At 72.6% G+C, this 24,859-nt stretch carries 32 protein-coding genes; 15 read left to right on the top strand and 17 right to left on the bottom strand.

Annotation, left to right across the window (positions count from 1 at the left end; genetic code table 11):
* Positions 1-3: 3 nt before the first annotated feature.
* Both ACFQQJ_RS16175 and ACFQQJ_RS16170 read left to right on the top strand, forming a co-directional pair.
* Positions 4-1,521 (top strand): sugar ABC transporter ATP-binding protein, encoded by a 1,518-nt coding sequence (locus ACFQQJ_RS16175; protein WP_377108119.1) that lies wholly within the window; start codon positions 4-6, stop codon positions 1,519-1,521.
* Positions 1,518-2,174: a nucleoside/nucleotide kinase family protein gene (locus tag ACFQQJ_RS16170; protein WP_377108117.1), complete on the top strand. Its 657-nt coding sequence runs from the start codon at positions 1,518-1,520 to the stop codon at positions 2,172-2,174. The genes ACFQQJ_RS16175 and ACFQQJ_RS16170 overlap by 4 nt, the downstream gene beginning before the upstream one ends.
* A gap of 21 nt (positions 2,175-2,195) precedes the next feature.
* Here ACFQQJ_RS16170 and ACFQQJ_RS16165 read toward each other — a convergent pair whose 3' ends face one another.
* Complete coding sequence (locus ACFQQJ_RS16165) at positions 2,196-2,534, bottom strand: NifB/NifX family molybdenum-iron cluster-binding protein (protein ID WP_377108115.1); 339 nt, start codon at positions 2,532-2,534, stop codon at positions 2,196-2,198.
* A 102-nt stretch (positions 2,535-2,636) separates the two neighbouring features.
* Here ACFQQJ_RS16165 and ACFQQJ_RS16160 point away from each other — a divergent pair, with 102 nt between their 5' ends.
* Positions 2,637-3,977, top strand: a complete 1,341-nt coding sequence (locus ACFQQJ_RS16160; RefSeq protein WP_377108113.1) for a hypothetical protein — start codon at positions 2,637-2,639, stop codon at positions 3,975-3,977.
* 57 nt (positions 3,978-4,034) lie between these two features.
* Positions 4,035-5,006 carry a 1-phosphofructokinase family hexose kinase gene (locus ACFQQJ_RS16155; protein WP_377108111.1) on the top strand — a complete coding sequence of 324 codons (972 nt, stop codon included), beginning with the start codon at positions 4,035-4,037 and terminating at the stop codon, positions 5,004-5,006.
* A gap of 11 nt (positions 5,007-5,017) precedes the next feature.
* Here the strand turns inward: ACFQQJ_RS16155 and ACFQQJ_RS16150 are convergent, their stop codons facing one another.
* From ACFQQJ_RS16150 to ACFQQJ_RS16135, 4 genes are read right to left on the bottom strand one after another with little or no spacing between them, the layout of a single operon-like run.
* Entirely contained in the window at positions 5,018-5,473 is a 456-nt protein-coding gene (locus ACFQQJ_RS16150) for an RrF2 family transcriptional regulator (protein WP_377108109.1), read from the bottom strand.
* A gap of 8 nt (positions 5,474-5,481) precedes the next feature.
* The gene (locus ACFQQJ_RS16145; protein ID WP_377108107.1) at positions 5,482-6,363 is read right to left on the bottom strand and encodes an ABC transporter permease; all 882 of its coding nucleotides are present in this window, start codon (positions 6,361-6,363) and stop codon (positions 5,482-5,484) included.
* A complete protein-coding gene (locus tag ACFQQJ_RS16140; protein ID WP_377108105.1) occupies positions 6,360-7,118 on the bottom strand; it encodes an ABC transporter ATP-binding protein in 759 nt (252 codons plus the stop codon). Before ACFQQJ_RS16140 ends, ACFQQJ_RS16145 begins: the two co-directional genes overlap by 4 nt.
* The gene (locus tag ACFQQJ_RS16135) at positions 7,115-8,161 is read right to left on the bottom strand and encodes an ABC transporter substrate-binding protein (protein WP_377108103.1); all 1,047 of its coding nucleotides are present in this window, start codon (positions 8,159-8,161) and stop codon (positions 7,115-7,117) included. Before ACFQQJ_RS16135 ends, ACFQQJ_RS16140 begins: the two co-directional genes overlap by 4 nt.
* 132 nt (positions 8,162-8,293) lie before the next feature.
* On the opposite strand from ACFQQJ_RS16135, the gene ligD reads away from it, so the two are divergent.
* From ligD to ACFQQJ_RS16120, 3 genes are all read left to right on the top strand, one after another.
* Positions 8,294-9,229 (top strand): non-homologous end-joining DNA ligase, encoded by a 936-nt coding sequence (gene ligD, locus ACFQQJ_RS16130; protein ID WP_377108101.1) that lies wholly within the window; start codon positions 8,294-8,296, stop codon positions 9,227-9,229.
* A 145-nt stretch (positions 9,230-9,374) separates the two neighbouring features.
* Entirely contained in the window at positions 9,375-10,271 is an 897-nt protein-coding gene (lgt, locus tag ACFQQJ_RS16125) for a prolipoprotein diacylglyceryl transferase (RefSeq protein ID WP_377108099.1), read from the top strand.
* Positions 10,271-10,831, top strand: a complete 561-nt coding sequence (locus tag ACFQQJ_RS16120) for a carboxymuconolactone decarboxylase family protein (RefSeq protein ID WP_377108097.1) — start codon at positions 10,271-10,273, stop codon at positions 10,829-10,831. Before lgt ends, ACFQQJ_RS16120 begins: the two co-directional genes overlap by 1 nt.
* A 22-nt stretch (positions 10,832-10,853) precedes the next feature.
* On the opposite strand, the gene ACFQQJ_RS16115 is transcribed toward ACFQQJ_RS16120, so the two are convergent.
* From ACFQQJ_RS16115 to ACFQQJ_RS16085, 7 genes are all read right to left on the bottom strand, one after another.
* Entirely contained in the window at positions 10,854-11,180 is a 327-nt protein-coding gene (locus ACFQQJ_RS16115) for a hypothetical protein (RefSeq protein WP_377108095.1), read from the bottom strand.
* Positions 11,177-12,130 (bottom strand): 4Fe-4S binding protein, encoded by a 954-nt coding sequence (locus ACFQQJ_RS16110; RefSeq protein WP_377108093.1) that lies wholly within the window; start codon positions 12,128-12,130, stop codon positions 11,177-11,179. The genes ACFQQJ_RS16115 and ACFQQJ_RS16110 overlap by 4 nt, the downstream gene beginning before the upstream one ends.
* 101 nt (positions 12,131-12,231) lie before the next feature.
* Positions 12,232-13,353: a sensor histidine kinase gene (locus ACFQQJ_RS16105; protein ID WP_377108091.1), complete on the bottom strand. Its 1,122-nt coding sequence runs from the start codon at positions 13,351-13,353 to the stop codon at positions 12,232-12,234.
* Entirely contained in the window at positions 13,350-14,069 is a 720-nt protein-coding gene (locus ACFQQJ_RS16100; RefSeq protein WP_377108089.1) for a response regulator, read from the bottom strand. The genes ACFQQJ_RS16105 and ACFQQJ_RS16100 overlap by 4 nt, the downstream gene beginning before the upstream one ends.
* Positions 14,070-14,118: 49 nt before the next feature.
* On the bottom strand, positions 14,119-14,847 hold the full coding sequence (locus ACFQQJ_RS16095; protein WP_377108087.1) for a DUF2202 domain-containing protein: 729 nt from the start codon (positions 14,845-14,847) through the stop codon (positions 14,119-14,121).
* 102 nt (positions 14,848-14,949) lie between these two features.
* On the bottom strand, positions 14,950-16,677 hold the full coding sequence (locus tag ACFQQJ_RS16090) for an aminotransferase class V-fold PLP-dependent enzyme (RefSeq protein WP_377108085.1): 1,728 nt from the start codon (positions 16,675-16,677) through the stop codon (positions 14,950-14,952).
* Positions 16,674-17,114, bottom strand: a complete 441-nt coding sequence (locus ACFQQJ_RS16085) for a hypothetical protein (RefSeq protein WP_377108083.1) — start codon at positions 17,112-17,114, stop codon at positions 16,674-16,676. The genes ACFQQJ_RS16090 and ACFQQJ_RS16085 overlap by 4 nt, the downstream gene beginning before the upstream one ends.
* Positions 17,115-17,181: 67 nt before the next feature.
* Here ACFQQJ_RS16085 and ACFQQJ_RS16080 point away from each other — a divergent pair, with 67 nt between their 5' ends.
* Entirely contained in the window at positions 17,182-17,520 is a 339-nt protein-coding gene (locus ACFQQJ_RS16080; protein ID WP_377108081.1) for a rhodanese-like domain-containing protein, read from the top strand.
* A gap of 42 nt (positions 17,521-17,562) precedes the next feature.
* Here ACFQQJ_RS16080 and ACFQQJ_RS16075 read toward each other — a convergent pair whose 3' ends face one another.
* The 4 genes from ACFQQJ_RS16075 to ACFQQJ_RS16060 are packed head-to-tail and all read right to left on the bottom strand — an operon-like array spanning position 17,563 to position 19,618.
* Positions 17,563-17,799 carry a thioredoxin family protein gene (locus ACFQQJ_RS16075; protein ID WP_377108079.1) on the bottom strand — a complete coding sequence of 79 codons (237 nt, stop codon included), beginning with the start codon at positions 17,797-17,799 and terminating at the stop codon, positions 17,563-17,565.
* A gap of 13 nt (positions 17,800-17,812) precedes the next feature.
* On the bottom strand, positions 17,813-18,859 hold the full coding sequence (locus tag ACFQQJ_RS16070; protein WP_377108077.1) for a permease: 1,047 nt from the start codon (positions 18,857-18,859) through the stop codon (positions 17,813-17,815).
* Entirely contained in the window at positions 18,856-19,170 is a 315-nt protein-coding gene (locus ACFQQJ_RS16065) for an ArsR/SmtB family transcription factor (protein WP_377108075.1), read from the bottom strand. The genes ACFQQJ_RS16070 and ACFQQJ_RS16065 overlap by 4 nt, the downstream gene beginning before the upstream one ends.
* Positions 19,171-19,213: 43 nt before the next feature.
* Positions 19,214-19,618 carry an arsenate reductase ArsC gene (locus ACFQQJ_RS16060; RefSeq protein WP_377108073.1) on the bottom strand — a complete coding sequence of 135 codons (405 nt, stop codon included), beginning with the start codon at positions 19,616-19,618 and terminating at the stop codon, positions 19,214-19,216.
* Between the two features lie 81 nt (positions 19,619-19,699).
* Here ACFQQJ_RS16060 and ACFQQJ_RS16055 point away from each other — a divergent pair, with 81 nt between their 5' ends.
* Both ACFQQJ_RS16055 and ACFQQJ_RS16050 read left to right on the top strand, forming a co-directional pair.
* Complete coding sequence (locus tag ACFQQJ_RS16055) at positions 19,700-20,368, top strand: metalloregulator ArsR/SmtB family transcription factor (protein WP_377108071.1); 669 nt, start codon at positions 19,700-19,702, stop codon at positions 20,366-20,368.
* A complete protein-coding gene (locus ACFQQJ_RS16050; protein ID WP_377108070.1) occupies positions 20,365-21,021 on the top strand; it encodes an arsenate reductase ArsC in 657 nt (218 codons plus the stop codon). Before ACFQQJ_RS16055 ends, ACFQQJ_RS16050 begins: the two co-directional genes overlap by 4 nt.
* A 105-nt stretch (positions 21,022-21,126) precedes the next feature.
* Here the strand turns inward: ACFQQJ_RS16050 and ACFQQJ_RS16045 are convergent, their stop codons facing one another.
* On the bottom strand, positions 21,127-21,330 hold the full coding sequence (locus tag ACFQQJ_RS16045; RefSeq protein ID WP_377108068.1) for a cold-shock protein: 204 nt from the start codon (positions 21,328-21,330) through the stop codon (positions 21,127-21,129).
* Between the two features lie 486 nt (positions 21,331-21,816).
* Between ACFQQJ_RS16045 and ACFQQJ_RS16040 the strand changes: the two genes are divergently transcribed.
* The 5 genes from ACFQQJ_RS16040 (at position 21,817) to ACFQQJ_RS16020 (ending at position 24,794) form a co-directional block, all read left to right on the top strand.
* Complete coding sequence (locus ACFQQJ_RS16040) at positions 21,817-22,146, top strand: PadR family transcriptional regulator (protein WP_377108362.1); 330 nt, start codon at positions 21,817-21,819, stop codon at positions 22,144-22,146.
* Positions 22,147-22,148: 2 nt separating this feature from the next.
* The gene (locus tag ACFQQJ_RS16035) at positions 22,149-22,514 is read left to right on the top strand and encodes a DUF1048 domain-containing protein (RefSeq protein ID WP_377108066.1); all 366 of its coding nucleotides are present in this window, start codon (positions 22,149-22,151) and stop codon (positions 22,512-22,514) included.
* Between the two features lie 20 nt (positions 22,515-22,534).
* Positions 22,535-23,359 carry an ABC transporter ATP-binding protein gene (locus ACFQQJ_RS16030; RefSeq protein ID WP_377108065.1) on the top strand — a complete coding sequence of 275 codons (825 nt, stop codon included), beginning with the start codon at positions 22,535-22,537 and terminating at the stop codon, positions 23,357-23,359.
* Complete coding sequence (locus tag ACFQQJ_RS16025) at positions 23,356-24,123, top strand: ABC transporter permease (protein WP_377108064.1); 768 nt, start codon at positions 23,356-23,358, stop codon at positions 24,121-24,123. The genes ACFQQJ_RS16030 and ACFQQJ_RS16025 overlap by 4 nt, the downstream gene beginning before the upstream one ends.
* A gap of 230 nt (positions 24,124-24,353) precedes the next feature.
* Positions 24,354-24,794: a VOC family protein gene (locus ACFQQJ_RS16020; protein ID WP_377108063.1), complete on the top strand. Its 441-nt coding sequence runs from the start codon at positions 24,354-24,356 to the stop codon at positions 24,792-24,794.
* Positions 24,795-24,859: the final 65 nt, after the last annotated feature.

The raw sequence follows: 24,859 nt of genomic DNA, 5'->3' as shown, positions 1-24,859 counted from the left end.
CCGATGACGACAGAGGCACCCGGGCGGGTGCTGCTGGAGATGAAGGGGATCGGCAAGAGCTTCCCCGGCGTGAAGGCGCTCGAGGGTGTGAACCTGACGATCCGCGAGGGCCAGGTGCACGCGCTGCTCGGCGAGAACGGCGCCGGCAAGTCGACGCTGATCAAGATCCTCTCCGGCGCCTACACCCGTGACGAGGGGGAGATCTTCTTCGACGGCGCGAAGGCCGACATCCGCACCCCCGCGGACGCCGAGCGCCTGGGCATCTCGACCATCTACCAGGAGTTCAACCTCACCCCGAACATGACGATCGCCGAGAACATCTTCCTCGGCCACCTCCCGGTCAAGGGCGGGCGGATCGACTGGGGGACGGTGCGGTCGCGGTCGCGCGAGCTGCTCGACAGCCTCGACGTCGACCTGCCCGTCGACACCCTGACGGGCCGGCTGTCGGTGGCCCAGCAGCAGATGGTGGAGATCGCGAAGGCGCTGAACCGGAACACGCGGATCCTGGTGATGGACGAGCCGTCCGCCGTGCTCAGCGAGCGGGACATCGAGAACCTGTTCGCCGTGGTCCGCCGGCTGCAGGCCGCGGGCATCGGCATCATCTACATCTCGCACCGGCTGAAGGAGATCTTCGAGCTGGCCGACGAGGTGACGGTGCTGAAGGACGGGCGCTACGTGGACACCAAGCAGGTGGCGGACGTGGGCATGGACGACCTGGTCAAGCTGATGATCGGCCGCGACCTCGAGGACGTGTATCCCAAGCGTGCGGTCCCCCCCGGCGAGGTCGTCCTCACGGTGTCGCACCTGGCGCAGAGCCACCTCGCGAAGGATGTGAGCTTCGACCTGCGGGCCGGGGAGATCATCGGCTTCGCGGGGATCACCGGGTCCGGCCGCACCGAGACCGCCCGCGTCCTGTTCGGTGCCGACCGGGCCACGGCAGGGACGATGACCCTGTTCGGCGCGCCGTACAGCCCCCGCTCGCCGCGCGACGCGATCAACCACGGCGTCGCCCTGGTGACCGAGGACCGCAAGCGGCAGGGCCTGCTGCTGAAGCTCCAGGTGTTCTTCAACACCACGATCTCGGGGCTCGACCGGCTCAGCCGGTTCGGCGTCCTCGACCTCAAGGGCGAGCAGGGCCTGGTACGCACCTGGATCCAGAACCTGCGGATCAAGACGCCCACGCCGCAGTTCCTCGTGGTGAACATGTCCGGCGGCAACCAGCAGAAGGTCGTCCTCGCCCGCTGGCTGAGCCTCGGCATCAAGGTGTTCATCATGGACGAGCCGACGCGCGGCATCGACGTGGGCAGCAAGGCCGAGATCTACCAGATCATGGCCGATCTCGCCGACCAGGGCGTGGCGATCCTGATGATCTCCTCCGAGCTGCCCGAGGTTCTGGGTATGAGCGATCGGGTGATGGTCATGCGGGAGGGCCGCATCGTCAAGGAACTGAGCAGGGAGCAGGCGTCCGAGGAGGTCGTCATGCAGTACGCCGTCGGCCACGAGGAGGCGGCGGCCCGGTGACCCCGGCGTCGCTCCCGGCGGACCCGTCCGCGCTGGCCGCCCGGCTGAGGAGCCGGGCGGCCGGCGGCGCGCGGGTGATCGTCGGCCTGTGCGGCGCGCCGGGGGCGGGCAAGTCCACCCTGGCCGCCCTGCTGGCCGCGGAGCTCGAGCGCGACGAGCCCGGCACGGCGGTGGTCGTGCCCATGGACGGCTTCCACCTGGCGGCCTCGGTGATCGCCGTCGACGACCGGGCGACCCGCCGGGGGGCGCCCGACACGTTCGACCCCGACGGCTTCGCGGCCCTGCTGTCCAGGCTCCGCGCGAACGTCGAGGAGGTGGTCTACGCCCCGGAGTACCGGCGCGATATCGAGGACCCGGTGGCCGGGGCGATCGCGGTGCCCCGGGCGTGCCCGGTCGTGGTCACCGAGGGCAACTACCTGCTGCACCCCGACCCGGCCTGGCGCAGGGTGCGGGCGCACCTGGACGAGGTCTGGTTCCTCGAGGCGCCCGACGAGGAGCTCCGGGTCAGCAGGCTGATCGAGCGGCACGAGCACTTCGGGAAGACGCCCGAGCACGCCAGGGCGCACGTGTTCTCCTCCGACGAGCGGAACGCGGGACTGGTCGCGTCCCACCGTGACGCGGCCGACCTGGTGCTGCGCTGGCCGGCCTGGTGAGCCCTTCGGGGTGATCCGCGGTCAGGCGCCGGCCGACGCCACCGCCGCCAGCACCGACGCCTGCGCGTCGCCCGGGCTGGCCGGCAGGAGCGGGATGCCCATCGTGTTCATCACGCGCTGCATGCCCTCCCCCATGTGGTCGACCACGACCGCCTGCACGCCCTCCTCCTTGAGGAAGCGGACGATCCGGGCGTGGTGGGAGCCGTGGGTGCCCTCGTCGTGGGAGACGTCCCAGCCCACCTCGTGGACCTGCCAGGAACGCACGGCGCCGTCCTCGACGTCGGCGACACCCACCCAGTGGGCGCGGCCCCAGGCTGCGGCCGAACGGCCGTCCTCGGTGACGGGCGTGGCGATGATCACGGTGCTCCTCCAGTGTTCGGGACGCAGCCATCGTAGGCCCGCCCGGACCGCGCCCGTGCGTGGCACCTTCCACCACCCGGACAGCAGTGTCAGAATGCGGCGATGGTGAGCCCACCAGCCCCCTCCGGGGCACGCCATGACGTCGGCGTCGAGGAGCTGTTCTTCTCCACGACCGACGCCAGGGGTGTCATCGAGCAGGCCAACTCGGTGTTCGTCCGCCTCTCGCGCCACCCGCGTGAGGCCCTCGTCGGCGCGCCCCACAACATCATCCGGCACCCGGTGATGCCCGGGGGCGCCTTCCTGCTGATGTGGTCGACGCTCCAGGCCGGCGAGCCGTTCTGCGCCTACGTCGACAACCTCGCCGCGGACGGCAGCACCTACGGCGTCTTCGCCACCATCACCCCGCTGGGGGAGGGGTACCTCTCGGTGCGCGGGCGTCCCTTCCAGACGGCACTGCGCGACGCGGCCTTCGACCTCTACCGACGCGTCCGGCCCGAAGAGCTCGGCGCGCGCGAGGCGGGCGGGAGCGCCCATGACGCCGCCGTCCTCGGGCTCGACCGGCTGGCGGGGCTGCTGGCCGAGGCCGGGTTCGCCTCCTACGAGGAGTTCGCGTGGGTGGCCCTGCCCGCGGAGGTCGAGGCCCGGCTGGCCCAGGCCGCCGGGATCCCCGAGCGGCCCGGCGCGCAGGGGCCGCTGGCCGGGATGCTGGCCGCCACGCGCACCATCGAGGCCGAACTGCACGGCTGGGCCGGGCGGCTCGGCGACCTCCAGGCGGTGGCCGACCGGCTGCTGGCCGCTGCGCCCCGGCTGCGGGCCACCGTGCAGGCGAACCGCGAGGACGCCGACCGCATCCGCGAGGAGGACACCGGCGGGCAGTTCGCGACGGCCGTGGTGTACCTGCGGCTGTGGGCCGGGATGGCGCCGGAGGTGTCGGTGCTCGTCACAGAACTGGTCGCGGAGCTCGAGCAGCTGCGGCGCAGCTGCGCCCGGACGCGCTTCCGCATCGCGCTGGCGGTGCTGCACAACCTGGCGCTGGGCCAGTTCGTCACCGAGCTGATCGACCAGGTACCCGGGTTCGACGAGGCGCGTCCCGCGGTCGCCGGCCTCCGGCGCGCCCTCGACGAGGGGATCGCCGAGACCAGGGAGCAGACCGCGCGGAACGCGGCCTTCGCCGCTGCGGCGGCCGACCGCATCGCCGCGCTGCGCGAGCTCCTCGACCTCCCCCAGGCGATGATCCGGCAGTGGCTCGCCACGGCCGACCACGGCTCGGCGTCCTTCGCCCGGACCGCGGAGACCGTGCAGGCGGGCCTCGACCGCACGGCGGCGGGCATGGAACTGCTGGACGCGCTGTCGGTGGAGTGCCGGCGGATCGCCACGCCGCTGGAGGCCGCCGTCGTCGAGACCCAGCTCGACCGGCTGAGGGAGTACTCGACGCTCGGCTGAGCCACGTCCAGCGGCCACGGACGCGCTCGCGCAGCGGTTAGTCTGGCCCCACCGCAGGTGGCGGGGGAGTCGGAGGACGTGGCGATGCTGGCGGTGTGCCCCAATCCGACCATCGACCGCCTGGTGGTGCTGGACGAGCTGCTGCCCGGCACGGTCGGACGTGCCCGCGAGAACCGCGCCTACCCCGCAGGCAAGTCGGTGTCCGCGGCCCGGGGCAGCCGGGCGAACGACGCGGCACCGGGCGTCCTTGCGCTGCTGCCGGTGGAGGGCTCCGCCTGGTACCTGGAGACGCTGCGGGGCGAGGGCGTCGAGGTCGCGGCCCACAGCTACCCGGGACGGGTGCGCGAGTCGATCATCGTGATCGAGGACGACGGGCGGGTCACCGTGCTGAACGGGACCGGGGCGCCGGTCGACGCCGCCACCTGGGACGGCTTCGTGGACGCGGCGGTGGCCCGCACGCGACCCGGGACGTGGGTGGTGTGCAGTGGCAGCTTCCCGCCCGGCGTGGCCCCGTCCGCCGTGGCGGACCTCGTCGCGGCGGTGACCGGCGCCGGCGGCCTGCTGGCGCTCGACACGGGCCCGGCGTGGATGCCGGCCGCGCTCTCCGGTGCCGCGCTGCCGGCCCTGGTCACCCCGAACCTGGCCGAGGCCGAGGCCATCCTGGCCGGTGACGCGGCCGTGGAGCACACCTGGGTGGGTGAGGACGCGCTGGACCGGGCGGCGTCCGCAGCGCTGGCCCTCCGGTCCCGCGGGCTCGCGTCCGCGGTCGTGACGGCGGGGGCCGCCGGTCTCGCGTGGGCCTCCGGCGGGGAGTCCGGCACCCTTCCCGGGCTCGCCGTGGATGTGCGCAACCCGATCGGCGCGGGCGACGCGTTCATGGGCGGTCTGGTCGCGCGGCTCGAACAGGGGCTGCCCTTCGCGGAGGCCGTCGCCTGGGGCATGGCGACCTCGTGCGCTGCGATCGAGCAGTGGTCCCCGGGTGGCGCGGACGCGGCCCGCGTCCGGCACCACCGTGCGCGGATCGGCTGACGCGCCGGCGGTCAGCGGCGGCGCCAGGCCTCGGTGTCCTCGGTCAGCCGTTCGACGTGGTCCGGCAGCGTGCCGGAGGCGAGGTCGGCCACCGTCGTCGCCTCCAGGACCTGGCGCAGGGCGGCGCGGGTGGCCACCCACACCCGGGTGAGGGCGCGGGCGGGCCCGGTGTACTCCACAGACTCCGGGGGCTGCCCGCGGACGGCGGCCAGCGGGCCGTCCACAGCCCGCACCACGTCGGCGAGGGTGATGTCGGCGGCCGGGCGGCCCAGCCGGAACCCGCCGGACGCCCCGCGCTGGGAGGTGAGGATGCCGTCGCGCGCCAGGTCGCGCAGGATCGACTCGAGAAACTTCCCCGGCAGGTCCTGCGCGGCCGCGAGGTCCTTGCGGGTCAGCGCGCGGTCGGGCTGGGCAGCGAACTCGGCCATGGCACGGATCGCGTAGTCCACGCGAGCCGTGACCTGCATCGCGCCTCCTAGAGCCTGACCGTCCCCAGCCCGCGCCGGCGGCGGACGACGTCGGACATCCTGCTGAACACCGCGTCGAAGACCATGCCGAGGACCAGGACCACGATCATGGTAGCTATCAGGGCGGGGGCGTTGGCGAACTCGCGGTAGAACTGGAGCTGGACCCCCAGGGACGGCTTGCTGGCGATGATCACCAGCAGCTCGCCCGCCATCAGCGACCGCCACGCGAACGCCCATCCCTGCTTGAGCCCGGCGACGTAGGTCGGCAGGGCGGACGGCAGCACGACGTGCCGGTACAGGTCGAACCCGCGGGCGCCGAGCACGGTCGCCGTCCGCAGCAGCGGGGGCGGGACGTCGTCGATGCCGGAGATCAGCCCGTTGGCGATCGAGGGCGCCGCGCCCAGCACCACCACGAACAGGATCGCGTTCTCCGACAGCCCGAACAGCAGGATCGCGAACGGGAACCACGCGATGGACGGCATGGTCTGCAGCCCGGTGAGCATCGACCCGATCGCCGTGCGCAGCACCCGGGAGCTCGACACGGCGATGCCGAGGACCGTGCCGATCACCAGCGAGAGGCCGAAGCCGAGCAGGGCGCGGGTGACCGTGTTGCCCAGGGCCAGCCAGAACTTCGGCTCGCCGAGGAAGGCGAGGAGCTCCCCGCCCACGGTCGCCGGGGACGGCAGCACGTAGTCGGGCTTCCAGCCCGACAGGTGGACGGCCTCCCACGCCACGACGGCGAGCACGGTGGCGAGCAGCCCCGGCCAGACCGCGCGCCACGCGCGGCCGGCGGACCACCGCGGAACGCCGGCACCCGCCGCGGACCCCTCCGCCGGACGGGACGCCGGCGCGGCCGTGGCCGCCGCGCGATCGGTGAGCACCGTGGTCATGACGCCTCCCGGACGGTGTCGTAGGCGTCCATCACGTGGTGCAGTTCGCCGGACAGGCGCGCGACGGCGGCGTCCGACATCTCGCGGGGACGCGGCAGGCCGATCGGCACCTCCTCGACGATCCGTCCCGGCGAGGGCGACATCACGACCACCCGGTCGGCGAGGCGGGCGGCCTCGCGCACGTTGTGGGTGACGAAGACGATGGCGAGTCCGCGGGCGGCCCAGACCCGTTCGATCTCCTCGTGCAGGGCGTCCCTGGTGAGCGCGTCGAGGGCGCCGAACGGCTCGTCCATCAGCAGGATGCGGCAGTCCTGGGCCAGGGCGCGGGCCAGCGCCACGCGCTGCCGCATGCCGCCGGAGAGCTGGTGGGGGCGCTTAGCTGCCGCGTCGGGCAGCTGCACGATCTCGAGCAGCTCGGCCACCCGGCCGGGCCAGTCGGCCTTCGGCACCCCGGACAGCCGCAGCGCCAGCTCGATGTTCCCGCGGACGGTCAGCCACGGGAACAGGTTGGCGTCCTGGAACATCATCCCCACCCGGTTGCCGTGGGTGTCGATGGTGCCGGTGGTGGGGGCGGCCAGGCCGGCGATGAGCGAGAGCAGGGTGCTCTTGCCGCAGCCGGAGCGGCCCAGGAGGCAGACGAACTCGCCCTCGCCGACGGCGAGGCTGGTGCCGCTGAGGGCGAGCGTGGGCTCGTGGTGGTCGGCGTAGACCTTGCTCACGTCCGACACGGTGAGGGCGGCGGGGACGTCGGTCACGGCACGCTCACCGCCTTCTCCTTGCGCTCCGCGAGCAGGCCGTTGAGGGTGTCGACGGCGTACAGCCCGGTGAGGTCGGGCTGCTCCAGCAGGCCGACGGCGCTGGCGTGGGCGGCGCCCTCGGCGAGGGTCGAGGCCAGCGGGTCCGCCGTGAACACGACCTTGCTCCACGCCTCGTCGAGCACGGCGGCGTCCATGCCCTTGCCGGTCAGGGCCTCCAGCTGGTCGTTCACGACCTTCTTGGCGCCGTCGGGGTCGGCGGCGATGCCGTCCAGGGTGTCGAGCAGGCCGGTCAGGAAGGCCTTCACCTGCTCGGGGTGCTCGGTGAGGAACTGGGTGCGGACGACGACGTTGGTGACGACGAACTTCTTGTCCGGCCACAGCTCGGCCTCGTCCACGAGCACGTGGCCGCCGCCCTCGCGCACCAGCCGCGTCGCCCACGGCTCCGGCACCCACGCGCCGTCGATCTGGCCGGCGGAGAACGCCTGCAGCGCGGTCGCGTTCTCCTGCGGCAGGATGCTGACGTCGCCGCCGCCCTCGGTGTCGGTCGCGAACCCCTGCTCCTTCAGCCAGTAGCGCAGGGCCACGTCCTGGGTGTTGCCCAACTGCGGGGTGGCGAGCCTGCGTCCCTTGAGCTGGGCGGGCGTGGTGATGTCCTTGCTCACCACGAGGGCTGCTCCGTTGGCCGCGGCGCCGGAGATCACCCGCAGCGCCTGGCCCTTCGACCGGGTGAACCCGGTGATGGTCGGGTTGGGCCCGATGAAGGTGATGTCGACCGAGCCGGCGTTCAGGGCCTCCAGGGCCGCCGGGCCGGCGTTGAAGGTGACCGTCCTGAGCTGGACGCCCTGGCCGAGGGCGGCGGCGTAGGCGCCCTTCTCGACCCCCACTAGGGCGGGGGCGTGGGTGAGGTTGGGGAAGTACCCGAGGGTCACGGTCAGCGGCGTTCCCGCGGCCGGGGTGCCGGCGCAGGCGCTCACTCCGAGGGAGCCGAGCAGGGCCAGGGCGACGGCGGCGGCCGCGGCGCGTCGGGGACGAGGGGGCATGTCGGATCCTCACCGGGGAGAAGGGGAATTTCCATTAATCCTACGTTAAAGATGGGAAAAGTGGTCAGAGCGGGTCCACGACCCGGACGCGGGCGCCTCGACGCTGTCGGGGGCTGCGGGTAGCGTGACGGCATGGAGGCCACTGGCGAGCCGGTGGAGCTCGAGGTCTGTGACCGCGTGATCCGGCTGACGAGCCCCGACCGCGTCTACTTCCCCGCCCGGGGCTGGACGAAGCGCGACCTCGCCACCTACTACCTGTCCGTCGGCGACGGCATCGTCCGGGCGCTTCGGGAGCGGCCCTGCATGCTGCACCGGTTCCCGTCCGGGCTGTCGGGGGAGAAGGTGCACCAGAAGCGGCTGCCCGCCGGCGCCCCGCCGTGGATCGAGACCGTGCGGGTGTCGTTCCCGCGCTACGGGCGCACCGCAGACGAGCTGTGCGTGACCGAACTCGCCTCCGTGCTGTGGGCGGTGCAGATGGCCACGGTGGAGTTCCACCCGTGGAACTCGCGCCGGGCCGACGTGGAGCGTCCCGACGAGTGGCGGATCGACCTCGACCCGATGCCGGACGCGGGGTTCGAGCGGGTCCGCCGGGCCGCGGGCGTCGCCCGGGAGGTGCTGGACGAGCTCGGCATCCTCGGGTTCCCCAAGACCTCCGGCGGCAGCGGGCTGCACATCTATGTGCGGATCGTGCCGGAGTGGTCCTTCGGGCAGGTGCGGAGGGCCGCGCTGGCCTTCGCCCGGGAGGTGGAGCGACGGCTGCCCGACGACGTCACCACCACCTGGTGGCGCAAGGACCGTGACCCCCGCCACGTGTTCGTCGACTTCAACCAGAACGCCCGCGACCACACGATCGCCAGCGCGTGGTCGGTGCGCGGGGTGCCCGAGGGCACCGTGTCCACCCCGTTCGCGTGGGAGGAGCTGGACGCGATCGCGCCCCGCGAGCTGACCCTGGCGACGGTGCCCGCGCGCTTCGCAGCGCAGGGCGACCCGCACGCGACGATCGACGACGTCGCCCACCGTCTCGACACGCTGCTGGAGTGGGCGGACCGGGACGGCCTCCCCGAGTGACCCGCGCTTGGACGGGGGTGGACACTGGAGGCGGAATGGTATCTCGGCCAGGGTTCGCCAACCGGTGGCCGTGGCGGGGGTCCGGCCGGACGGCCGGGCCCCCGTCGTCCGTCCGGCCCTCGTGCGGCGGGCGCATAATGGCCGCGTGCTCGCCCTCGTCCTGACGTTCCCCTCCTTCGACCCGGTGGCCTTCCGCCTGGGCCCGCTCGCCGTGCACTGGTACGGGCTGATGTACCTGCTGGGGTTCGTCGTCGGCTACCTGCTGCTGCTCCGACGCCTGAAGCACCCTCCCTACGCCGGCATCACCGAGCCCGCGCCGTGGACATCGACGGTGGTGGCCGACCTGATGACCTACGTCATCGCCGGCGTCATCCTGGGCGGACGGCTCGGCTACTGCCTGTTCTACCAGCCGGCGTTCTACCTGACCCAGCCGCTGGAGATCCTCAAGGTCTGGGACGGGGGCATGAGCTTCCACGGCGGCGCGCTCGGCGTCGCCGTCGGCGTGTGGCTGTTCGCGCGCCGGCAGGGCCGCCCGTTCCTCCAGGTCAGCGACCTGCTGGTGGCGGTGGTCCCGGTCGGGCTGGCGTTCGGGCGGATCGGGAACTTCATCAACGGCGAGCTGTGGGGGCGGCCCGCCGACCCGTCCCTGCCCTGGGCGATGGTGTTCCCGCAGGTGGACGCGGTGCCGCGGCACCCCTCGCAGCTCTACGAGTTCGCTCTGGAGGGGGTGCTGCTGTTCGTGGTCGGATGGCTGTACGCCCGGCGCGGCCCGGATCGCGGCAAGTCGAGCGCCCTGTTCGTGTTCGGTTACGGCGTCCTCCGCTTCGTGGTGGAGTTCTCCCGCGAGCCGGACAGCTTCCTGGGCCTGCTGCCGCTGGGCCTCAGCATGGGCCAGTGGCTGTGCGTGCCGATGATCCTCGGCGGCGTTGCGCTGTGGGTGTGGTCGGACCGGCGGGCGAAGCGGGAGGCGGCCGCCGCGCTCGCCCCGGCCGTGGGGGAGCCCGTCGCCACGGAGGAGCCCGTCGCCACCGAGGAGGTGTGATGCCACTGGTCGCCGAGCCGCGCCGGCCCAACCCCGTCCTGAGGCTGGGCGTGGCGCTCGCCGAGCGGATCACCGGACCGCGGATGCTGCCGGCCCGGCTGCTCGCGTGGTACCCCAGGGCCGCGATCGGTTCCGGCGTCCTCGAGGCGCTCGTCGCGCACGACGAGCCGTCCGCACGGTTGCTGAAGCTCGTGCGCGTCACCGCCTCTGTCACGGCGAACTGTGCCTTCTGCGTCGACATGAACAGCTTCGCCCACGACCGCGCGGGCCTCACCGACGCCGAGCTGGCCGCGATCACCGGGGGTGACGTCGGCGCGGTGGGTTCCTTCGACCACCGCGAACGGCTGGCCATCGAATACGCCCGGCTCGTCTCCTCGACGCCGCTGCGCTTCCCGGAGGCGCTCCAGGCCGAGCTGCGCGCGGCGTTCAGCGAGCGGGAGCTGGTGATCCTGGCCACGACCGCTGCCCAGGTCAACTACTGGGCGCGGGTCATCCAGGCGCTCGGCATCCCGCCGGCCGGGTTCACGCAGGCGTGCCGCCTGCCGGACGCGTCCGCCTGAGGCCAGCCACGGCCAGGGGACGTCAGCGCGCGAGCGTCCGCAGCTTCTCCCGGAGGGTGGCAAGGCTGAAGCCGTCGACCACCGCCTCCACGTCACGCAGGGCCGTGCCCGGCTCGAGCACCACGCCCTCCGGCGGGTCGATGAGGTCGATGATCGCCGCGACGGGCACGCCGAGGCCGTCCGCCGCCTGCTGGATGGTCATCCACCCCTTCACGTCTTCGGCGGTGAGGTCGGCCTGCACGACCGTGCGGCCGCTGGTCGTCCAGCCGCCGGTCGCCTGCGCGATCCCGACCGATCCGAAGAGGATGACGACCGACGCCACCGGCGCCACCCAGACCGTCGCCCTCATGACTCCTCCCCTCCGGCCGTCCGGGGCGCTCGGCGCGCCGGTGGGGCCGCAGCGCCCGTCGCCGACAGCACGGGAACGCCCAGCAGCACCGGCGCCTCCACCTGGAGGGCGCCACGCACCGGACAGGTGGTCACGCAGTCCATGCAGCCGACGCAGTCGGGGTGCACCAGCGGTGCGGCGGCGCTGGGCCGGAGACCGACCGGGCAGGCACGGTCGCACAGCGTGCAGTCGGTGCAGGCGGACGGCGAGCGCCTGATCCGCAGCAGGCTGAGCCGCCCCAGCACGCTCAGGACGCCTCCCAGCGGGCAGAGGTAGCGGCACCAGAACCTGTCCACCACCAGGGCGCCGGCCAGCACGACGGCCAGGACCGCCAGCCCGGCCCACAGCAGCGGGCTGTCGGATCCGAACAGCCAGTTCAGCCCGAACAGGGCCAGGTACGGGTCGTAGTCGGCGAACCACAGGCGGGCGGTGGTGTAGCTGAGGACGACCACCACGGCGAGCACGACGAAGCGGCCGTACCGGAGGATCCGGTCGGCCCGTTCCGGGATGGTGAGGCTTGGCAGGTGGAGCCGCCGGCGCAGCCAGGACAGTGCGTCCTGCACCGCGCCGAACGGGCAGATCCAGCCGCAGAACGCGTTGCCGGCGAGCACGGTCGCGGCCAGCAGTGCGGCGCCCAGCACCAGGTTCGACGGGTGCGTGCGGCTCACCAGCGAGCCCGTCGTCACCCAGGTGAGCAGCGTCTCGACCGCGCCGAAGGGGCACAGGGCGTCGACGGAGGCGGCCCCCGCCGGCTCCTCCTCCAGCTGGTGGCGGACCGCGGCCACCACGATCAGGGCCGCCACGGCGAGCTGGACCAGGTGGCGGGCACGCTTCACGCGCAGGATCTGGCGGGTGCGTTGCTGGAAGCGGGTGAGCCGGCTGGTGCCGGCGGCGGCGTCGTTGCGGGGCACGGTGTCCTCCATGGGTCCGGGGTCACCCCAGAGCGTTCCGTGCGTCTGTGAAGCTCCGGTGAAGCCGGCGTGAGGATCGCGCGAGTCGTGCCGGCGCGTGCTCAGGCGCCCGTGCGCAGCGGCAGCCGGACGGTGAACGTTGCTCCCAGGCCCCGGCCGGGGGACGTGGCCGTGATCGCGCCACCGTGCGCCTCGACGATGCCGCGCGCGATGGTGAGCCCGATGCCAGAGCCGGTGTCGCCGGCGCCGGGCCGCCGTCCGGGCGCACGGTAGAACCGCTCGAACACGCGCTCCAGGTCGCCCGGGTCGAGGCCCACCCCGGTGTCGGCGACGGCGGCCACCGCGTCCGTGCCGGCGCGCGCGCAGGTGATCGTGACGCGTCCGCCGGCGTCGGTGGCCCGCAGGGCGTTGCCGACGAGGTTCGTCACGACCTGGGCGATGCGGTCGGGGTCGACCTCGACCCGCAACGGTTCCGGGCCGGGGTCGATGCCGAGGGCGATGCCGGCGTCCACGGCCTGGGGACGCAGCCGCTCGCCCGCGGCCGCCACGACGTCACGCAGGTCGAGCGCGACCGGAGCCATCGGGATCCGCCCCTCCTCGGCCTTCGACAGCGCGGAAAGGTCGTCGCCGAGGCGCCGCAGGCGCCGGACCTCCTCGCTGACGTGCATCAGCCCGTCGGGCGTCGTGGGCAGGACGCCGTCGATCATGCCCTCGACGTAGCCGTCGATCACCGTGAGCGGCGTCCGCAGTTCGTGTGCCACCTCGCCGAGCAGCCGCACCCGCCGGGACTCGGTCTCGGACAGGGCGTTGCCGAGCGTGTTGACGTCGGAGGCCAGCTCGGCCAGCTCGGTCTCCCTCGGCACCTCGATCGGCACGTCGTAGCGTCCGCGGGCCATCTGCCGCGTGGCGCCCCGCATCGTGCGGAGAGGACGGATCACCCGGGCGGCCAGGACGGCACCCAGCACGGCGGCGGCGACCACGCCCACCAGTGCTCCGATCAGCAGCGCCTGGTCGACGGCGATCGCGAACTGCTCCCGCAGCGCCTGGTTCGCGCCGGGGCCACCCCCGCCGCCCATGCGGCCCGGGCCGGCGTTGGGGTTGCCGCGCAGGCTGGCGTCGAACAGGGCGGGAGCCAGCGCACGGACGACGAGGTAGGTGGTCACCGCGCCGGCCAGGGCGACGAAGAGGTGCGAGAGCACCAGGCGGACGCTCAGCCGGTTCACCTCGACGGCTCCTGCCGGAGGAGGAACTTGTAGCCGACGCCGCGGGCGGTCCCCACCACGCGCGGGGCGTTGGCGTCGTCACCGAGGGCGCTGCGGATGCTGCGGACGTGCACGTCGACGATCCGCTCGTCGCCGTAGAAGTCGTAGCCCCAGACCTTCTCCAGGAGCTGGGGACGGGAGAACACCCGCCCGGGGGAGGTGGCGAGGGCCAGGAGCAGGTCGAAGTCGAGGGCGGACAGCTCGACCGGACCGTTCGCCGTCACCACCTCGCGGCGCTGCGGATCGATCGTCAGCCCGTCGAACCGCAGCACGGGGTCGGGCTCGACAGCGGGGGCCCCGTCCTCGTCGCGGCGGCGGCGCAGGACGGTCTTCACCCGCGCCACCACCTCGCGCGGGCTGAACGGCTTGGTGATGTAGTCGTCGGCGCCGACGCTGAGGCCGACCAGCTTGTCGACCTCCTCCGACCGTGCGGTGACCAGGATCACGTAGATCGAGGACGTCGCCCGCAGCTTCGCCAGCACGTCCAGCCCCGACAGGTCGGGCAGGCCGACGTCGAGCAGGACCAGGTCGAGGTCGCCCCCGGAGCGGGCCAGCGCCGCGAGCGCGTCCGCCCCGGTGCCGGCCTCGGCCACGTCGAAGCCGTCCGCCTCGAGGTAGGCGCGCAGCACCGTGCGGATCTGTGGCTCGTCGTCGACGACGAGGACGCGACGCGGCATCGGCTTCCTCCTGGCGGTCAGCTTAGGGTCCCTCGCGCAGTGAAGGGGGTCAGGGGATCGGGCAGGTCGAGGGACGACCGGCCGCGGCCCGACGCTGGCCACCCGCGCGGCCGGGAGCCGACGCCGTGCCTGCGCCACCCCCGGGTGCGGTGGCGGACCCGGCTGCGCGGCCGTTCCGCATTCCCTGCCCGTCCCGGGCGCCGAGCGCGCGCCCGTCCTTCGCAGCGGTGAAGGCGGCGAGGTGGTTGCGGGAGCCGTTCAGCAGGGTGGCCAGCGCCGCCGTGACGTCCGCCGGCGGGTTCCCGGCGAGCGTGGCCTCCAGGTCGGCGATGTCGGTGGTCTCGATGGTGATGCCCACCTCGTACGCGCCGGCGAGCGACGCCGTGCCGGTGGCCACCAGGGAGGCGTGGAGCGCCTGGAAGTCGGGGTCGGCGTAGGCGCCGGCGGCGCGGCCGGCGGCAGGGTCGGCGATGCCGTAGCGCGACAGCAGCAGCCCGACGGCGTCGTAGTGGCGCTGTTCGCTCCGCGCGATGTTCACGAACGGCGCGGCCTGGTCGTGGGCGGCCGCGAGGGCGGTGTACACGTCGCGGGCGAGCTTCTCCTCCTCGCGCAGGGAGGTGAGGCTCTCGGCCAGCGCGGCGTCGGCGCCCGCCGTCGCCGTCACCGGGGGAGGGGGGACGGGGGTGGGTGCGGCCTGAGCGACACCGGTCCAGCCGAGCAGGGCCAGTGCTGCCGCAGAGGCCGCCACCGCGGTGCGTCGAATCCCGGTGAGGGTCATGGGTACTCCTTGTCAGCGTCGTCCACCGTGATGGCACGACCGTAAGAGCGCCCGATGAAGCGGCGTGGGGGGTGCGCGTGAAGCTTGTGTGAAGCGGGACGGTCAGGCAAGGCACGCCGGCGGTAGCTCGAACCACAGCAGCTCGTCGAACTCCTGCGAGACGTGCGCGGTGTCGGGAGTGGGGTCTCCGGCCGCCGCGAACAGCCGGCGTGCCTCGTCGAGGTAGCCGGCCAGGGCCGACACCGGCGCGGTGTCGGTGTGGTGGGGGTACACCATCGTCCCGTCGCCGGCGTAGCCCACGTCGGTGAGCCGGAGCGGCGGCTCGCCGCGTCCCCGCTTGTGGCGCCACATGCCGGTGGCGGGCTCGAACCGGTAGTCGCCCAGCAGGCGCCACCCGTCCCTGGCCACCAGCCGGATCGCCTCGACGACGTAGTCGGCGACCTCGTCGTCGAGGAAGTAGTTGAAGTTCACGCGCACCCAGCCGGGCTTGATGCCCTCGCAGCCGGTGGCGATCTCCGCGTCGTAGCGGTGCGACCGGGCGAGGTCGATGCCGAGCAGCCGGTGGCCGTACGGGCCGGCGCAGGAGCAGCCGCCACGGGCCTGGATGCCGAAGAGGTCGTTGAGCAGGGCCACCACGAAGTTGTGGTGCAGGTAGCGCCCGGCCGGGGTCCGGATGACGAACGACGCGATCGACAGCCGAGGCGCGGCCGGGTTCCCGAGGACCTCCACCGTCGGCTCGTTCCGCAGCACCCGCATGGCGCGGTCCATGAGCGCCCGCTCGCGCTCCTCGATCACGTCGACGCCCACGGCGTCCTTCAGCTGGAAGACCAGTCCGGCGCGGATCGACTCGATGATCGCGGGGGTGCCGCCCTCCTCGCGGTGCACCGGGTCGGCGAGGTAGCGGTGCTCGGTCGCGTTGACGTAGGCGACGGTGCCGCCGCCGGGTGAGTCGGGCACGCGGTTGGCCAGCAGGTCGGAGCGGGCCACCAGCACCCCGGGGGTGCCGGGGCCGCCGATGAACTTGTGCGGGGAGATGAACACCGCGTCCAGGTAGGCCTCGGGACGGTCGTCGGGGGCGGACACGTCGATGTGGACGTAGGGCGCGCAGGCGGCGAAGTCCCAGAAGCTCAGCGCGCCGTGCGCGTGCAGCAGCTCGGCGATGCCGCGCACGTCGGAGGTGATGCCGGTGACGTTGGAGGCCGCGGAGAACGAACCGATCTTCAGCGGGCGGTCGGCGTGGCGCTCGAGTCCCGCGCGGAGGTGGCGACGGTCGATCTGGCCGTCGGCGTCCTCGTGGATGGTCACCACGTCGGCCACGGACTCCCGCCACGGGAGCTCGTTGGAGTGGTGCTCGTAGGGGCCGATGAACACGACCGGGCGCTGCCCGGCGGGGATCGCACCCGACAGCCCGAACCGGTCGTCCAGGGCGGACGGCAGCCGCAGCCCGAGGATGCCGATGAGCTTGTTGATGGCGGCCGTCGAGCCGGCCCCGGTGAAGATCACCGCGGTGTGCTCGTCCCCGCCCACGGCGTCGCGGATGATCCGGCGGGCGTCCTCGCGGAGCCGCGTGGTCTGCAGCCCGGTGCCGCTGGCCTCGGTGTGGGTGTTCGCGTACCGGGGGAGGACCTCGGTGCGGATGAAGTCCTCGATGAAGTCCAGGCTCCGTCCCGACGCCGTGTAGTCGGCGTAGGTGACGCGCCGGGGCCCGTAGGGGCCGGGCATCACCTGGTCGTCCCCGATGACCCCGCTGCGGATGCGCTCGACGAGGGCCTGGCCACGGGCCGTCGCGGGGAGCACGCCGGGGTCGGTGGGGGACCCGACGGCGCTCATGCCTCATCCTCCCACCCGCGAAGGGCCGCCGCGGGCCGCGTGCCGTCGTCGGACCCCCCGCCGGCGCCGGCCAGGTCGGCCAGGCCGGCGAGCCCGCCCTCCCGGTACGCGATCCAGTCCGGCCCGGCACCGCTCTCCCGCCGTCGTGCGAGGTCGGCCGACCACTCCGCCCGCACCTGCTCGATACTCGCCGCCGGGCCGGCGGCGCCGGCGAGCCGTCGCACCTGGCGCAGGGCGGCGAGGCGTCCCTCTGCGAACTTGGCCGACGGCACCGGCGTGCGGGACCGGCCGGCCTCGCACAGGCTCGGGCCGGTGGACGCCTGCTGGAGCTGCGCCAGCGCGTCCTCGACCAGTCGCTCGAGCGCGTCGGACGCCGCCGACCCCGGAGGCGCGGACCGCGCGCCGGGGGCAGGCCCGGGGAGCGGGTCGGAGGACATCACCCCGCCATCCTATATACCCCGGGGGGTATAGTGACAGCGAACCGTCAAGACCCTGGAGGAACGAGTGAGCGACACCGCCCCTGAAGTCACCGCCCGCCATGCGCTGCGCCTCGCCTCGGGCGGCGCGCAGGTGCTCGACGTCCGCGAGCCCCACGAGTGGCGAGCGGGCCACGCGCCGCAGGCCCGGCACCTGCCGCTGGGCCACCTCGCGCTGGAGGCGACGCCGTGGCACGGCCGTCCGGTCGTGGTGCTGTGCCGCAGCGGGAACCGGGCGGCCTCGGCCACCGGGCTGCTGCGTCGCCGCGGCGTCGAGGCGTTCGCGGTCAGCGGCGGCCTGGGTGCCTGGCAGGACGCCGGCGGCCCGGTCGTCGCGGACGACGGACGTCCCGGCGCGATCGTCTGAGCTCACCGGCTCCCGCCTCCCGCCGGGGAGGGCCGGGCTCGGTCAGCGTGTGGCGAGCAGGTCCTTGACCTGGCTGGTGGTGGGGACGCGTCCGGACAGCAGGACCTGCTCGTCGACGACGAGCCCAGGGGTGCGCATGATGCCGTAGGCGGCGATGTCGGCGTAGTCGGTGACCTTCTCGAAGGTGGCCTCGAGGCCGAGTTCCTCGACGGCCTGGCGGGTGGCCCTCTCGAGGTTGACGCAGTTGGCGCAGCCGGAGCCGAGGATCTTGACGTGCATGGTCGTTCGCTTTCTAGAGGATGGCGTTGAACAGGTAGCCGACGGCGATGATGCCGAGGGCGGTGACACCGGCGAAGGTGGCGATCAGGCGGGGCTTGAGGACGCGGCGCAGCAGGATCATCTCGGGCAGGCTGAGCGCGACGGTGGCCATCATGAACGCCAGCAGGGTGCCCATCGGCATGCCCTTGGCGTACAGGGCGTCCACCAGCGGCAGGACGCCGGCGGCGTTGGAGTACAGCGGGACCCCGATCCCCACTGCGACGAGCACGGCGAACGGGTTGTCCGGTCCGGCCCAGCGGGCGAAGAAGTCCGCCGGCGCCCAGCCGTGGATGACCGCGCCGAGGCCGATGCCGACGAGCAGGTAGGGCCAGATCTTCCGCAGGATCGAGGCGACCTCCTCCCTCCCCATGGCGAGCCGGTCGTCCCACGTCAGCCCCGCGGTGGAGTCGACGACCTGGCCGCGAAGCCTGGTCTCGTAGACGAACCCTTCCACCTGGCCCTCCAGGCGCAGCCGGCCGATGACCATGCCGGCCACGATGGCGATGACCAGCCCGGCGCCGACGTAGAGCAGGGTGGGGCCGATCCCGAACAGGCCGAGCAGCAGGGCGATCGCGACCTCGTTGACCAGCGGGCTGGCGATCAGGAAGCTCATCGTCACCCCGAGCGGAATGCCGGAGGCGACGAACCCGATGAAGGCGGGCACGGCGCTGCACGAGCAGAACGGCGTGACCACCCCCAGCGCCGCGGCCAGCACGTTGCCGACGCCCTCGCGCCGTCCCCCCAGCAGGGCCCGGGTGCGCTCGATGCTCATGAAGGAGCGCAGCACCGTGACCGCGAAGATGATCCCGGCCAGCAGCAGGGTGATCTTGACGGTGTCGTAGCTGAAGAAGTGGAGCATCGACGGCCAGCCGGCGGTGATGTCGAGCCCGAGCGCCGTCCCGTAGAGCCAGGTCCAGGCCACCTCGTTCAGTGCGTAGGCCGCGACCCAGCCGGCCGTGGCTGCGCCCAGGAGGGCCCAGCGCCGGGTGGCGGTCCGGCGGGGGCCGGTCTGGGTGGTCACGGGCGGGTACCGGCCAGTGCCGGCTCGGGATCGACCGCGCAGCCGCACGCCCGGCTCCCGGGGACGGGGAGCGCGGCGTGCAGCCGGTCGAGCGCGTCGTCGGTGAGGCGGTAGTCGATCCAGCGTCCCCGCCGGGTCCCGACGACCAGGCCGGCTTCGCGCAGCACCTTCAGGTGGTAGCTGAGCAGGTTCGCGGGGATCTCCGGCTCGGTGCGGAACCGGCACACGCAGCGGCTCTCCTCCTGCGACAGCTGGGCGATCAGCTGCCAGCGGATCGGGTCGGCGACCGCGGAGAGAAGGTTCGTAGACACTTCAACCGGTCTTGAATCAAGCACGGTTGAAGTGTAGACCCGATCAGGCCGCGGGGAGCAACTCCGCCAGAAGTGCCTCCACCCGCCGGCGGATCTCGTCCCTGATCGGCCGGACGGACTCGATGCCCTGCCCCGCGGGATCGTCCAGCACCCAGTCCTCGTACCGCTTGCCGGGGTAGAACGGGCAGGTGTCGCCGCACCCCATCGTGATCACGACGTCGGAGGTCTTCACCGCGTCGGTGGTCAGGATCTTCGGCTGCTCGGCGGCGATGTCGATGCCCTCCTCCGCCATCGCCTGGACCGCGACCGGATTGATCGACCCGGCCGGGGCGGATCCGGCGGACAGCACGTCCACCCGGTCGCCACCCAGGTGGCGCAAGTAGCCGGCGGCCATCTGGGAACGGCCCGCGTTGTGCACGCAGACGAACAGGACGGTCGGCTTCGGCATGTGGGTTCTCCTTCCGCCCCGCGCTTGACGGGAACGATCAGTCAGTTACTATTGACTCAATCGTCATGGAGGTGACCGCAGATGTCAACCAGAGGACTGGAAGCCCGGGCGCGGGCGTACGCGGCGCTGGGCGACCCGTCGCGGCTCGCGATCGTCGACCTCCTCGCGCACGACGACCTGGCCTCCGGTGACCTCGCCGCACGGCTCGACCTGCCCACCAACCTGCTTGCGCACCACTTGCGCGTGCTGGAAGAGGCCGGCCTGGTCGCCCGGCGACGGTCGGAGGGTGACGGGCGGCGGACCTACGTGCGGCGCACCAGGACCTGCGACGACCTCGTGGGGGTTCCCCACCTCGCCCGTCCGCGCCGCGTGGCCTTCGTGTGCTCGCAGAACTCGGCGCGCTCGCAACTGGCGGAGCACTACTGGCGCACGATCAGCGACGTCCCGGCCGTCAGCGGGGGGACGCGGCCGGCTCCCCAGGTTCACCCGCGCGCGATCGCGGCCGGGCGTCGCCACGGTCTCGACCTCAGCGCGGCCAGGGCCAAGCTCGTCGCCGAGGTCCTGGACGGCTCCGAGCTGGTGGTCGCGGTCTGCGATCTCGCCTACGAGGAGTTCGTGGCCGCAGACCTCCACTGGTCGGTTCCCGATCCGGCGCGCTCGGGTGACATGGCGGCGTTCGAGGCCGCCTACCAGGACCTCACCAGTCGGGTGGATGGCCTGGCGGCGAGCATGGAAGGAGAACGGCCATGACGCTCCACCCGATGCCGGGTCGCACCTGGGAGAGCCTCCACCCCGATGAGAGGGTGGCACTGAGGCAGGCGGCGGCGAGGCTGGCGGTGGACTTCGCCGGCGTCTACGGTGCCGAGACCATCGAGCGCTTCCTTGCCAGTTCGTTCGACCAGTTCGCCGATCGTGCCACCGTCACCAAGTTCCTGCCCCTGCTGGCCGAGAGGTTCGCCCGCCAACGCCTGCACGCGCTCGCCCGCGTGGAGGGGCTGCACGACGACGGCAGGCCGGTGGTCCTCTTTCTCTGCACGCACAACGCGGGTCGCTCGCAGATGGCGCTCGGCTTCTTCCAGGCACTCGCCGGAGACGGCGCCGTGGCGTGGTCGGGGGGTTCGGAGCCGGGAATGCGGGTCAACCCGCTCGCCGTCACCGCCATGGCCGAGCGAGGCATCGACATCTCCGGGGAGTTCCCCAAGCCGTGGACGGATGAGACCGTCCGGGCGGCCGACGTCGTCGTCAGCATGGGGTGTGGGGACGCCTGCCCGGTCTTCCCCGGCAAGCGCTACGAGAACTGGGAGGTCGACGATCCCGCCGCCGAGGATCTCGACGGGGTGCGTCGCATCCGTGACGACGTCGAGCGGCGCGTCCGGCTGTTGGCGGCGTCGGTCGGACTGTGAGCGTGCGTCGGCCGGGGCTCCCCTGACCGGCCCGGCGTGGGCGCGGCGGGGACCCCGTCCGAGGGGCGGGCCGACGTCAACCGCGCGGCCCGCTCCCGGTGCGCCTCAGAGGGCGCGGATGTTGGTGGCCTGGAGGCCCTTCTGGCCGCGCTCGGTGTCGAATTCGACCTGCTGGCCCTCGTAGAGGTCGCGACGGCCGGAGCCGGCGATGGCGCTGAAGTGCGCGAAGACATCCGCGGAGCCGTCGGACGGGGCGATGAAGCCAAAGCCCTTGTCGGAGTTGAACCATTTGACAGTGCCAGTGGCCATGTCGTCTTTCCTTCGTGTTCTCGGGCCACGGATTGTGGCCCTGGTGACCACGCCGGAACTGCCGACGTGGGGCTGTGGGGGGACGTCCGCCCGACATGCGGGGGCGCGAGGCGCCGGACGCCGGAGGGCGTCGGGTACGCGGGGTGCAGCGGTGATGGACGTCGTTTCTGTTGCGGACGGGTGGCTGCCGGATCGGCAGGTGCGGGGCTGTTCGAGAGAAGTCAGCCATCGGTGTAGGAGACGAACCCGGTGGCGTGATGCCGTGGTGGCTGCTCGAACTGGACAGTGGGCACTCGAGGTGCGAAGACCCAGCCTACCAGCCCGCGAGGGGAGGCCTCGCATCGGGTGCTCGTGACGGGTCTGTGCTCGTTCGGGACGGGTGGGTCAGGCGTCGCTGGGGCCATCGTGCGCACCGGGGGCTTGCGGCCGGACTATTCAGTGTTACTATCTACCGGTAGCTAGTGACAATGAGTAGTGGAGGGAACTGTGGGGCGGCAGATCACGGAGATGCTCAAGGGCACCCTGGAGGGCATCGTCCTCGCGATCCTGGCGCTGCGTCCCGCGTACGGCTACGAGATCACCGCCGGGCTGCGCGAGCGCGGCTTCGCCGACATCGCCGAGGGCACGGTCTACGCCGTCCTGGTGCGGATCGAGCAGAAGGGCCTGGTGGACGTGCAGAAGGTCCCGTCCGAGAAGGGCCCGCCGCGGAAGGTGTACTCGCTGAACGCGCGCGGCAAGGACGAACTCGAGGAGTTCTGGAGGACGTGGGGCTTCCTGTCGGAGCGGCTCGAACACCTACACCAAGGAGGCAAGTGAACATGGCTGCAAAGTGGATGGAACTCGTCACCGGTTCGCTGGAGGAGAAGCGGCAGTACCGGCAGGCCAAGGCGAGGATCAAGGCGCTCCCGGAGAACTACCGCACGGCCGCGGAAGCGATCGAGCGGTACCTCATGTACGCCGGCGGGATCGCGGCGGGCGACGTCCTCGTGCGCATGTACGACGACCTGGTCGGCCTGTTCGAGGAGAGCGCTGCGGACGGCGTCCCGATCCGCGGCATCGTCGGCGACGACCCGGTCGAGTTCGTCGAGGCGTTCGTCTCCAACTACTCCGACGGCTCGTGGATCAGCAAGGAACGCCGGCGGCTGAACGAGTCCATCCAGCGGGCGGCCGGCGAGTCGGCCTGATCCGGGACGGAGGCATCGACATGACAGCGACCCAGCTCCAGGCGCCGGCGATCCGTGTGCAGGGACTGAAGAAGTCCTACAAGGACCTGCAGGTGCTCGACGGCGTCGACTTCGACGTGGCGGGCGGCCGTATCTTCGCCCTGCTCGGCTCGAACGGCGCCGGCAAGACCACGGTGGTCAGGATCCTGTCCACCCTGATCACGTCGGACGGCGGCACCGCCGAGGTCTCCGGGTTCGACGTGGCGACCCGGCCCGGCGAGGTGCGCGAGGCGATCAGCCTCACTGGCCAGTTCGCGGCCGTCGACGAGATCCTCACCGGACGCGAGAACCTCGTCCTCGTGGCCCAGTTGCGCCACCTGCCGGGGCCCGGAGCCATCGCGGACGCACTCCTGGCGCGTTTCGCGCTGACCGAGGCAGGCACGCGCAAGGTGTCGACCTACTCCGGCGGCATGCGTCGCCGCCTCGACATCGCGATGAGCCTGATCGGCAACCCGCCGGTCGTCTTCCTTGACGAGCCGACCACGGGACTCGACCCGCAGGGCCGGCTCGAGGTGTGGGCCGCGGTCCGCGAGCTCGCCTCGCAGGGGACGACCGTGCTGCTCACCACGCAGTACCTGGACGAGGCCGAGCAGCTCGCCGACCGCATCGCGATCCTGCACGACGGCCGCATCCTCGTGAACGGGACGCTCGCCGAACTCAAGAAGCTCCTCCCGCCCGCGACCGTCGAGTACGTGGAGAAGCAGCCCACCCTCGAAGACGTGTTCCTCTCCCTCGTCGGGAAGGGCGAGGGCGCGGACGCCGCACGCAGCGCGGCGTCCACCGCCACCCCCAGGGAGAAGTCATGACCGCCACTCATTTCGTGGGCGACACCGCCGTCCTCACCGGGCGCTCGCTGCGGCACGTCTCCCGCAGCATGGACACGATCATCACCACCGCGGTCACGCCGATCGCCATGATGCTGCTGTTCGTGTACGTGCTCGGCGGCGCCATCAACTCCGGCTCGGACAACTACGTGACCTACCTGCTGCCCGGCATCCTGATCATCACGATCGCCTCGGGCATCTCCTACACCGCGTACCGCCTCTTCCTGGACATGCAGAGCGGCATCTTCGAGCGCTTCCACTCGATGCCGATCGCACGCTCGTCCGTGCTCTGGGCGCACGTGCTGACGTCCCTGGTCGCGAACCTGATCTCGATCGCCGTGGTCGTGCTGGTGGCGCTGCTGATGGGCTTCCGCTCCGGCGCCGGCGTGCTGGCGTGGCTGGGCGTGGCCGGCATCCTGGTGCTGTTCACCCTGGCCCTGACGTGGTTCGCGGTCATTCCCGGCCTCACCGCCACCTCCATCGACGGGGCCACCGCGTTCTCCTACCCGCTGATCTTCCTCCCGTTCATCAGCTCGGCGTTCGTGCCTACGGAGACCATGCCCGGGCCCGTCCGCTGGTTCGCCGAGAACCAGCCGGTGACCTCGATCGTCAACGCTGTGCGGGACCTCCTCGCGGAGCGCCCGGTCGGCACGGACCTGTGGCTGGCGCTGACCTGGTGCGGCGGGATCCTCGTGCTCGCCTTCGTGCTCGCCATGGCCACCTATCGCCGGCGCCTGTCGGCGTAGTCGTCCGCTCGCCGCGGGTTTCGACGCGCTCCACGGTCGCTCTCCCGCCCGCCACGCACTCACCGCGGGTTTCGGGCCGCTGCGAGGCTCTCCAGGGCGGGTCTTGCGCGTCGAAACCCGCGGTCAGCGGCAGCCGGCGCCGGCGGGCCGCCTGGTGCGCGCCGAAACCCGCTGTGGCGCCGCGCAGTAGTGCGTAGCGCCGCCGGGCGCGGGGCGGGGAGGATGGGGGCATGCCCACGGTTCGCCGCTTCGACCACGTCGGTATCACCGTCGCCGACCTGGAGGCCGCCACGGCGTTCTTCGTCGGCCTCGGTCTCGAGGTGGAGGGCCGCACCCCCGTCGAGGGCGCGTTCATCGACACGGTGATCGGCATCCCCGGCTCCCGGACGGAGATCGTGATGCTGCACGCCCCCGGCGGGGGCACCGGCGTCGAGCTGTCGAGGTTCGAGCGCCCGGACGCGCGTCCCGGCTCCCCGGCGGCCCCGGCCAACGAGCTCGGCCTGCGCAGTGTCGCGTTCGAGGTCGACGACCTCGCGGGCGCCGTCGACTGGGCCGCCGCCCAGGGCTACGGGCTGGTGGGCGGCATCGGCGAGTACGAAGGGGTGTGGCGGATGGCCTACGTCCGCGGGCCCGAGGGGATCATCGTCGCGCTGGCCGAGCGCATCGGCTGACCGCCTCCTCTAGCATTCACGCAGATTCGTGGACCAGCGCGCCCGCGGTGCCACCGTGTGGCCGG

The organism is Propionicimonas sp. T2.31MG-18 (assembly GCF_964266745.1).
In the GTDB taxonomy this organism is placed as follows: Bacteria; Actinomycetota; Actinomycetes; order Propionibacteriales; family Propionibacteriaceae; genus Propionicimonas.
This window is presented reverse-complemented; position numbering and strand designations above follow the sequence as displayed.